Annotated in this window: 8 protein-coding genes and 1 tRNA gene; 2 read left to right on the top strand and 7 right to left on the bottom strand. The window is 42.7% G+C overall.

Annotation, left to right across the window (positions count from 1 at the left end):
• Both JU82_RS08780 and JU82_RS08775 read right to left on the bottom strand, forming a co-directional pair.
• Positions 1-542, bottom strand: a 542-nt coding sequence (locus JU82_RS08780; protein WP_037949505.1) for a DNA translocase FtsK 4TM domain-containing protein, incomplete at its 3' end; no start/stop codon positions are given.
• A gap of 125 nt (positions 543-667) precedes the next feature.
• Positions 668-2,707 (bottom strand): hypothetical protein, encoded by a 2,040-nt coding sequence (locus tag JU82_RS08775; protein ID WP_037949504.1) that lies wholly within the window; start codon positions 2,705-2,707, stop codon positions 668-670.
• 152 nt (positions 2,708-2,859) lie between these two features.
• Here JU82_RS08775 and JU82_RS08770 point away from each other — a divergent pair.
• Together JU82_RS08770 and JU82_RS08765 are read left to right on the top strand one after the other, a co-directional pair.
• Positions 2,860-2,945 (top strand) — tRNA-Leu (locus JU82_RS08770).
• Between the two features lie 172 nt (positions 2,946-3,117).
• Positions 3,118-4,362 carry an integrase arm-type DNA-binding domain-containing protein gene (locus JU82_RS08765; protein ID WP_037949503.1) on the top strand — a complete coding sequence of 415 codons (1,245 nt, stop codon included), beginning with the start codon at positions 3,118-3,120 and terminating at the stop codon, positions 4,360-4,362.
• Between the two features lie 51 nt (positions 4,363-4,413).
• On the opposite strand, the gene dgt is transcribed toward JU82_RS08765, so the two are convergent.
• The 5 genes from dgt to JU82_RS08740 form a co-directional block, all read right to left on the bottom strand.
• On the bottom strand, positions 4,414-5,886 hold the full coding sequence (dgt, locus tag JU82_RS08760) for a dGTPase (protein ID WP_037949502.1): 1,473 nt from the start codon (positions 5,884-5,886) through the stop codon (positions 4,414-4,416).
• Positions 5,879-7,366, bottom strand: a complete 1,488-nt coding sequence (locus JU82_RS08755; protein ID WP_294892683.1) for a DUF2779 domain-containing protein — start codon at positions 7,364-7,366, stop codon at positions 5,879-5,881. Before JU82_RS08755 ends, dgt begins: the two co-directional genes overlap by 8 nt.
• Positions 7,367-7,373: 7 nt before the next feature.
• Complete coding sequence (locus JU82_RS08750) at positions 7,374-9,119, bottom strand: hypothetical protein (RefSeq protein ID WP_037949500.1); 1,746 nt, start codon at positions 9,117-9,119, stop codon at positions 7,374-7,376.
• Complete coding sequence (locus JU82_RS08745; protein WP_037949498.1) at positions 9,116-9,463, bottom strand: hypothetical protein; 348 nt, start codon at positions 9,461-9,463, stop codon at positions 9,116-9,118. The genes JU82_RS08750 and JU82_RS08745 overlap by 4 nt, the downstream gene beginning before the upstream one ends.
• Before the next feature lie 78 nt (positions 9,464-9,541).
• Positions 9,542-9,763, bottom strand: coding sequence for a KTSC domain-containing protein (locus JU82_RS08740; protein WP_037949496.1), 222 nt, complete (start codon positions 9,761-9,763; stop codon positions 9,542-9,544).
• Between the last annotated feature and the right edge of the window lie 12 nt (positions 9,764-9,775).

The raw sequence follows: 9,775 nt of genomic DNA, 5'->3' as shown, positions 1-9,775 counted from the left end.
TGCGTGCGTGTGTCACTGAAATGCTCGATGGGAAGAGAACCGGAATCGTCATCGTTTGAGAAGGAAGCGGCTGACGAGGGACGGGCAAACTCGGCGGAAGTTTTTATGTTCGTCTGTTTCGGTGAGGAAAGCGGTTTTTCCATGTATTCTTTGATCGGCTCGGCCAATTCCGCCAGACTCTGCTCCAGCACGGCAATCACGGAGACGGCGACCAGCATAAGCCACAATATCCACAACCCGAAAGTCCCGATATAAACACCCAGAAAATCGACGACCGCCCCGCCGAACGCGCCGCGATACATTCCGTCGACGACCAGCGCCTGAAAAAAGATCAGGGCAAAAAACAGCAGAGCGAAAATTCCCGCCATTTCTAAACGCCGTTGTATCCCTCCGTCGTATTTGTGCCAGTAAAACAGGGGAACCATCAACAACAGCAGATAGGTATAGGCGACGTATCCGAAAATATGGATGTTGGATGCGGCGAACGATGCGCCGTAGGCTCCGATAATCGAAGCGCTACCGATAATAGTGGCTATTCCCAAATAAAAAAGTATGCCAAAACCGGCAATAAATAGTGTATCGCGTAAAATGGGTATTCCTTAGAGAGGATGTGAAAAGTAGGCTGATTATAACAAAAAAGGGGAGAAACCCCGCTTTTTTGACGTTTTTACAGATAATTGACGAGAGAAAGTTGCGAGACTTTGGAGATGCTTGAGAGCATCGCCTGATAATTGAGCTGCAGCTGCTGCATCCGCAGCGTCGCCTCCGCGATATCGGTATCGATAACGTCGGAGCGGAGCGTCGTGGTACTGAGGATCAGCATGTCCGTGCGTTCCGAAGCCGCAAGCAGCGTTTGCGAATAGGTTCCCGCTTCCGTCTGCATCCGTGTCGTGTGCTCGCTCAAATCGTCGATCATCGCAATCGCATGCTGAATGCCGATATTGCGCGGATCGCCTCCGTCGGTACCGTCGGCTTTGTATTTGCCCTGTTCAACCGATTGGATCATCTCTTCAAGACGGGCATAAAAATCGGTTTTCGGGTCGCGGACCGTCAATGCGCTGTTGGCATTGAAAATGAGAGACGATCCGGTGTCGGTAGTCGTGTCGGTAGCGGGATAGGTATCGGACGTATTATCGTAGATCGAAACTGAGGCCTGCGTGTCGGTAAAAAGTTTGTCTTTAACGACAAGACGGCCGGCATAGTCGATCGTTGCGGATGAGCGCGAATTCGCGGTCGTGATCGCCGCATCGTAGGCTACGGCGCTGTTGGCGGCCGGCATCGAACCGCTGACCGCCATGTTGACGACGTCGAGCAGCTGTTGATAGGTCATCGTATCCGCGTTGGCAGGCGTTCGGGCCGTATCGGCATCATAAATGTTGAATCCGGTGATGCCGACGCCTCCGACCGTTCCGCTGACTGTTGAAGCCGCCGCCAGATTGATCTGCAAATCATACGCCACGCCGTTGATGTTCGTCCCCTGAAGTTTGAGGGTTGTCCCGATCAGTGTCGTTCCTCCCGCCACATCGACGAGTTTGGTCGTCGGCTGTGCAATCGAGTTGTCCGATTTTACGATCTGCGGAACGTTGGAAAGAAGGCTTGCACCGTCTTTGACAAAATTGGTACGGTCATAATTGATTCCGTCGATCGTGTTGAGCGTCCCTGTCGGCGTTGTGAATCCGCTTTTCGTGAATTCTTTGATAAACAGAGGGTTGACTCCGATTGTGGAGATGTCGGTTGTCCCTGCTTGCAAAAGATCGATATCCGTGACGTTTGCCGCTGCCCCCCCGGAGAAATCGACGGCACCGACCATATGAAAGTCGAGTTTGCTCGAACCTTCCATCTTGTCAATGATCTCGATCTGTCCGGCGGAATTGATCGAGATTCCGATCTGATCCCCCGTCGGCGTTGTTTGATTGGGGTCGTACGCAAGAGCGATTCGGTTCATCAAATCCTGAACGGTTTCGGTCGGATCCATTTCGATGGCGGATTTGAAAGCCGTTCCGTCCGTCCGTGTTCCGCTGATGTAAAAATAGCTCAGTTCGCCTACAGCATCTCCGTCATCGCCCATCAAATCATGAATCGTACTTTCCGGTGTAATGGAGCTGGTTTGATTGAAATTGGTGTGTGCTATATTGGTCGTCACGGTGCGGTTAATCACTTTTTCTTCGCCCAGAAAAAGCTGCGCTCCCGTCAGATTGTATTTTTGCGTCAAGCCGGTACCTATGAAAGAGACCAGATCACTGTCATTTCCCTGATAGACGCCATTAGCCCCAACAGGTTTGGTGGACGTGGCCGTTCCCGAAAAAAGATACTGTCCGCCGATCGAACTGTTCCCCAAAGCGATCAGATTGGTCTGCAACCCGCGCAATTCTTTTGCAATCGCCTGAAGACTGGTATCGGAGTGAATCTCATTGGCGGCATTGATTAATTTGACTTTGACCTGTTCGAGTTTCTCGACGATCGATCCGATCGTCGAGTCGGTTTGCGTCGAAAATTTGTAACCGTTCTGTGTGCTGTTTTTGGTTTGTGTCAGAGTAGCGATCTCATCATCAAGACGCAGCGTATCGATGAAAACCGAGGGATCATCGTGCGCGTACTTGATCTTGAGCCCGGACGAAATTTGTTTTGTTACGTCAAATAACTGACGGTTGACTTTACTGTTTTCACCGTAAATATTATTGTAATAAGAGGAAGAGATAACTCTCACGTTCACTCCTTGTTGTGCATGCTGTTGAAATCAAAGCAAGAAAAGTTCCATATACTCCATATCGGCAAAATTGAAAAATCGATTAGTTTGCTAGAGGATCGGGTTTTACTAATTTTTAAGCAAATGGAACCTATAATTCCACCTCTTCACAAGCCAGTGTGGTGAAATGGTAGACACGACGGATTCAAAATCCGTTGGCAGCGATGTCGTGGCGGTTCGAGTCCGCCCACTGGTACCACTCCTTTATCCAAAACAATCCGAAAAAGTCTATAAAACCCCTAAAATACGAACTTTAGCCCAACCTTTCAGTCTGTAACAATCTGCAATAATTCACTACTATCTAAGAATTTTAGGGATAGGATTAGGGATACAAATTTTTAACTATCCCTATCTTTTGAAGAGGTATCCCTATGGCTCGTAAAACTCTTCCTCTCTCTGACAAAGAAATCAAAAATGCAAAACCAAAAGAAAAAGAATATAAACTTTTTGATGGTGGAGGTTTGTATTTAGTTGTTCAACCAAATGGTTCGAAAGGATGGCGTTTAAAATATCTTTTTCAAGGTGTAGAAAAACGTATATCCATTGGAACGTATCCTGCAGTACCATTAGCTGAAGCTCGTGAAAAACGTGAAGAGCTAAAAAAACTTGTCAAGTCTGGGATCAATCCATCAGATGAGAGAAAAACTGCAAAGGAACAAAGACGTCTGGTTCAAGTGGAAGCTGCCAATACGTTCGAAAGTATTGCTTTGGAATTTTTGGAAAAGCAGAAATCTCGACTGGGTGAAAAAACGTATGCAAAAAAGGAAGGTCGATTTAAGAATCATATTTTTGGTGTGATCGGCTCAAAAAATATTGATGATATTAAAATACAAGATATTCTTTCCATAATCAGAAAAATTGAATTAAAAGGGCAGAATGAGACTGCTCACCGTACTTTAAATTTGATTAATCAAGTGTATCAATACGGATTAACCGTTGGGCGTGTAAAACACAACATTGCTGCAGATATCAACCCACGATTAGCTTTAGAGCCAATTGTCGTGAAACATATGGCAACTATCATTGATCCCAAAACTATTAAACTATTTTTGGAAGGAATTGACCGCTATACTGGTTCTCTGGCAGTAAAAACAGCATTGCAATTGATGCCCTACGTCGCTTTACGTCCAGCTAATATCCGTCATGCAGAATGGAATGAGTTTGATTTCGAAAAAAAACTGTGGAAAATACCAGCAGAAAAAATGAAAATGAAAACTACTCATTTGGTTCCATTGACTGATCGAATGATTGAAATCATTAAAACTATGCATCCATTAACTGGCGGTGGGAAATTTATATTTTGTACTCAGACAAAAGGACGAGATTATCCTATCAGTGAAAATACTTTAACAAAAGGTATCAGGATTGTTTTAAAAAATGAAAATATTGCTGGTGATATGGTAAGTCATGGTGCTAGATCTATGTTTAGTACTTTAGCCTATGAAAACTATCAAGAACATGGGGTTATTCCCGAAGTCATTGAACGTCAGTTAGCCCATCAAGAGAGAAATAAAATAAAAGATGCTTACAACCATGCTGAGTATTTAAATGAACGACGAATTTTGATGCAGTGGTGGAGTGATTACTTGGATGGTTTGAAAAATAGCATAAAATGATTTTTACATATCATGCTATTTACTTTGGATAGTGTTGTGTAAGAGAATATTTTATAGCGCCATCAGCGTCTGATACTCTTGAAGCGCATAATCGTCCGTCATTCCGCTGATATAATCGAGCAGCAGCCGAGCACGATAATACCACTCCAGTATCCGTCGCTCTTCCTCGTTCTTTCCTTCTTCAATCCCATCAACGCTGACGGAATAGGCAACAATGTGTTTTTGGGACAATCGACGGAAAAATTTGGAAGCGATGACGTTATCGATTTTTTCGTCTTTGAGGAGTTTTGCCAGATCATCGGCGGAAACGCTCAATATCGGTTTATAAAGATTGAGAAGTCCGGTGAGGATTGCATCTCCTTTAATCTCCAAGGTTTCGACCTCACGGTTGTGATAGATATGTTTGATCGAGATATTTTGGAGGATTTTAAGGGCGATGAAATAGGGGCTTTTTTGGTCAAATTCGAGGAGTGGATGGTTGAAGCTACCGTTAAAAATGGCTTCGTGATTCTCCATATAAATCTTCGTGACATGAGCGACCAATTTTCCGATTAACGCGGCGCGGATAGAGACGAGGAACATATTAAAACGGTAGGGTTTCTCGCTGCTCTTTTGCGCTTTATCGTATGCCCCTTGCACTAAATCAACGAGATAACGCTCGTCAGTGCCGTACTTTTCGTTCACCTTGGGCGACTCCGCCATAATCAGTTCATAGATGTTGTCCAACGTGAGGATCTTCTTATCGACGGCATCTTCGAGATCAGCGGTGAGATAGGATATGTCATCGGCAGCTTCCATGATGTAGGTGAGGGGAAAACGTGAACCTTTTTCCATTTCTAGCGTTTTACATACCGTTTCAACAAACTCTTTTTCAGAGTAGTAGTATCCGGGCTTTTTTTGGAGATAGGAAAGGGGGGATGATTTGTCCGGTTTGGATTCGAATGCCCCCCGTGTGTATTTGAGGATTGCCGCCGTCTGAGTGTAGGAGAGGTTAAGCCGCTGGAGCTTATGGACGATTCGGATCGCCTGCGCATTGCCATCGAAACTGCTCAGGTCGTTGAGGAGCATATCACGAAACGGAATGACTGTCTCGCTCATATCGGGATAGAGGGCATTTAAAATCGCAGGAGCCTCTTTGGCCATCCAGGCGTTGATCGACTCTTCGGCAGAGTGTCCGAAGGGAGGATTCCCGATATCATGCAAGAGACTTGCCATCTCGGCGGTGGAGACGAAAGCATTGTCCAGATCGTCCAAACCGTATTTTTGTATAGAATCCTCTTTTTTAATCGCGCTCAGAATACTTCTGGCGATGTAGCGGCTTGTTTGCTGTACTTCGAGAGAATGAGTGAGGCGGCTACGGACAGCGGCATTGAGTTCGAGCGCGAATACTTGAGTCCGTTTTTGAAGTCGACGCAGTGCCGGTGCCGAGATGATGCGTCCACGGTCGCTTTCGACCGAACCGTCGATATTCGGAATCTCATTCATTGCTCTGTGAATCGTCAGTTTCTTGCAATAATCAATCATTTAGTACCTCTTTGAGTTTTTGATGTACCCTTACCATCGCCAGTGTATCGAGCTTGCAGTATTCGAGCAGGGCGCGGCGCATACTCACTTGTTCTTCCTCTTCCATCGTTGCGAGTTTGGCGTAAGCGTTCATTGCCTCACCGCCATTTTGGACGCCATCAAGCAGTTTATAGGATTGTTCCATTTCAGGTACGAGGGCGGGGAGGACGTATTTGATTGAGTAGCTTCCGTTCATGGATGGGGTGACGTAGTGCCCCTTTTGAAACGGCACCATCAGATCGCGGAGATTGGGGAGGATGCTTTTGAGGCGATCACTGAGGTCGGGGAAGCTTTGGGCAAGCTTTTCGATTACACCTCTCTCGAAGCTCATGTTGTACGCCAGTACCGTGACATTGTCGGGGATGTCATGGATCAGTTGTTGCGCCAACGTGTAGCGCGGATCGGCTCCTGCGGGGGATAAAAATTCCCGATGCTCCAGTGTCCCGTCACTGTGTTCTATATGGAGTGAATACTGAAACGGTATCTGCTGATAGGGGCTGATCCCGCGCCACTGTGGAACCGCCTGCTGACACGTCTCGAAATCGAGGTGGTAGATCGGGTAGGTGAGGGTGGAGAGAAACTCCCCGAGCGCGTCGCGGTCGATGTGGGTACGCTGTGCTTTCCAGTTATCGACTTTTTGGCGTTGGAGGGCGGTCATTTTGTAGCTATCGGGTATCTCTTCGATCCGGACAATCCCCTGATCGTACAGCTCGATCTGATTCTTGCTACCGAGGTTAAAGATATTAAAGACGGAGTAATCGGGGATGCTGCGCTGTACCTTCCAGCAATAGTGCATCGCGTCGCATTCATAGGGGTTTTTGCAGTGTTTGCCTATCTCGATAGAGGGTTCGTTGTCCCGGTTTGCGAGATGCGCTTCAAATTCGTCCAGTTTCGCAGGGACACTGCTCATCAGCGCATCGACCGCTTCGCTCACCTCTACGATACTAAAGAGGGCGCTCAAATCGAGTGCATCGCCCCGCACGTAGGAGGTGTCAATATGGACGACATGGCAATTGGTGACAGTATATCCGAGGCTCTCGATGACGTAGCGCTGTATCGAGACATCATGTAGGTAGATATCTTTGACCTCCGAGGAGCTTTTGACCTCATATACCTCTACACCATCAGGAGTAACACGCAGAACATCGACCATCACGACGATCCCCTCATGGATAAACGTCGCTTCATAGATAGTCTCTAACCCCTCATCCATCCATTCCCGTGTCAGCTCCGCCATCACTGTAAATTTTTTTTCCATGTAGGGGATTTCACGCCCATTCGGGAAGAGGGCACATGCCAGATCGCCGACGATATTTCCTGTCTCAAACCGTGCGAGGGCAGTGGCATCGGGCGGAGTTAGCACCTCAGAATTGTATTTTTTCAGCCATAGGGATTTGGAGCATTGGATTCCGCGGGTGTAGAGAGATTTTGAGAGAGTCATTATTATTTTATCGCTTAATTTTATTTTTGACTGCTAATACAAAAGCACCAAAGAAAAACCAAAGTAATACAGATTCAAAAATACCTAATAAATGAGCATCTTTTGAACGTGGTGTAAACCAATTTTTTTCTTCCGACATGAAAGGTGAAACCATTTTTGTAAGAGAATATGCCAATTTGGTCGTATAGTCATCTCTTAGCATAGGAATGTATTGTTCCGTAAATGCGTAATCAAAACGATTGTCAAAGGCAAAAATTCTTTTTGTCGAGTTCTTTTCTTCGGTCAATTTGGGTGCTTTATAATAATAAGTGCTATTTCCATCTTCATAATTGGTTTTTACTAAAAGGATGAAATGTTTGGGTTGATTCATTTCATCAGTTAAATTATTTTCATCGAAAGATAGATTATACGTTAGCTTTTTGTCGCGATTGTCTTTATAGACGTTAAAAAAATATTCGGGTGTAGATTTTGAACTTATAAAATCAAGATTTGGTTGAGTTAAAAAAGCAAATCCTATCCATGTCATCAAAAACCAACCTAAAGATCGAATCCAGCGTTCACCAAAACCATTGACAATATGGTGAATAGATAAAAGATTCCATTGCCAAAAAGACCGGTTAAATTTACTTCCAAAGGTTAATAATTCTGTATAACGTTGAGAATAGTAAAATTCTCCTGCTGTTTGATAGTCACCATGTTTTTCAAAATTAACACGCAATTGTCTATATATTTCACGTATTGCATGATAATTACTCTCCGCGTCAACAGATTTTTGTACTTTTGAAATTTTTATATCATCACCAATAGCAATGTGCTTGTTAAGATTTAAAAAGGAGATTTTTGATAGTGCTGACATTAATGGCATAAAAACAAAAGCATTAATGACTGCTGCACCAGCAATAGCAAAATAAGGAGAATACATACATAATGCAACAAAGATGAGAAGGGATAGAATTAAAATTAAAAGAGGTCGTTTATACCAACCTTCTTTATCAAAAATAGTCCATGAATTTTGATGATAAGGAAAATGGCAATTATAAAATTTTGTCTCCTCCAGCATAGAATTTGCGAAAAAACATTTGCTTAATGTTTCTTCGTTCAAATGAGAAAATTGTACTCTATCTAATACAGCATCCGTAAATCTGGCTTCTTTTGTGAATTTGACCCCAATGAGAAATGTAAAGCCGGATCCTTCTAATGCATGACGATAATGAAAGACAGCGATTTTGCCAAGTTCTTTTCCTCGTAATATTCCAGCTGCCAAATCAGCTTTTTTACGGTGATAAAATGTGGCATCTGCTCCTAATAGACGAGGTTCATAAAGAACATATTGAATGTCTAAATGCCTTAGTAAAGCCCCTTTGTGAAAAATAGTATTTTTAAAATGTAATTCTGAACAACATAGAAAATCGAATTTTGGATACCCTTTAAATGTAGCATTATTAAAATTAAATATTAAACTATTGGAAGATTGTGGATGAGTAGAAATATCTTCTAATACTTTAACAGAGGAAACTATTTCATTTATAAGTGAAATTTTTTTTGAATATTTATATGCATATATATAGCCGGTAGAATATTTGCTAAATAATTCAGCAAAATTGACATCAAATAAAAATGTACATTCACTAAAATCAAAAATAATAGTTTCATGCTTGTCAAGTGGATCAATATGACTATCTAATAATTGAAAAATTGTTAAAGATAAAAAATTTTGATCAGCAAATCGTCGTTTAAAAAAGCTAATTTTCATGAATTTAACTTGACTAGCAACATTTCTACTAAATTTTTTCCAAAAAGAAACAAAATTCCAGCTATTAATAGTGTGATACTTCCAATTAAAAGTTTATTGTTTGGTAGTAAGATCATTATATATATTGCCGTTGATATCAAACTTGCAATAATCAAAACACTACCAATTATTTGTTCTCGGTTCCATACAGCTTTTTCTTGATAAGTTGAAGAAAGTTCATTTTTTTCACTTTCTTCTAAATTTTTGTAAGCATTAATTACTGCCTCGAATTGACCTGGGTATAAATCCATATTTTTTAGTTCTTGTGTAAATGCAAGAAGTTGTTTATTTTTGGTATCATCCATTGAATATCCTTTTTAGATAAATTTGCGATAAGAGCAAAGGAAATGTTTTAAAGCTAAAAGCTCAAAAAAGGTTTTCTGTTACTCTATTCGTTCGTATGGATAAACATTTTTAAAATTACGATGTAAATATGAACCTACCGATGGTGCATTCTTGAGCCCTTCAAATTCATGGGCTGGAACACCTTTGTAAACGTATAAACTGCCATTTAAAAACCTTACGCAGACTGTTTCTGTAGCTTCGTCGTAGCCGACACCTTGAATATTTGATGAACTAACTTGGAACATTTTATCTTCACACATCATTTTTCCTTT

It is taken from the genome of Sulfuricurvum sp. MLSB (assembly GCF_000747095.1).
GTDB lineage: Bacteria > Campylobacterota > Campylobacteria > Campylobacterales > Sulfurimonadaceae > Sulfuricurvum.
The sequence above is the reverse complement of the archived record's forward strand: the minus strand, read 5'-3'. Positions and strand labels throughout refer to the sequence as shown.

Excerpts from the sequence above, each read along its gene's own strand:
- JU82_RS08765 (WP_037949503.1), top strand. The coding sequence starts at position 3,118 with ATGGCTCGTAAAACTCTTCCTCTCTCTGACAAAGAAATCAAAAATGCA.
- dgt (WP_037949502.1), bottom strand. The coding sequence starts at position 5,886 with ATGATTGATTATTGCAAGAAACTGACGATTCACAGAGCAATGAATGAG.
- JU82_RS08755 (WP_294892683.1), bottom strand. The coding sequence starts at position 7,366 with ATGACTCTCTCAAAATCTCTCTACACCCGCGGAATCCAATGCTCCAAA.
- JU82_RS08750 (WP_037949500.1), bottom strand. The coding sequence starts at position 9,119 with ATGAAAATTAGCTTTTTTAAACGACGATTTGCTGATCAAAATTTTTTA.
- JU82_RS08745 (WP_037949498.1), bottom strand. The coding sequence starts at position 9,463 with ATGGATGATACCAAAAATAAACAACTTCTTGCATTTACACAAGAACTA.
- JU82_RS08740 (WP_037949496.1), bottom strand. The coding sequence starts at position 9,763 with ATGTGTGAAGATAAAATGTTCCAAGTTAGTTCATCAAATATTCAAGGT.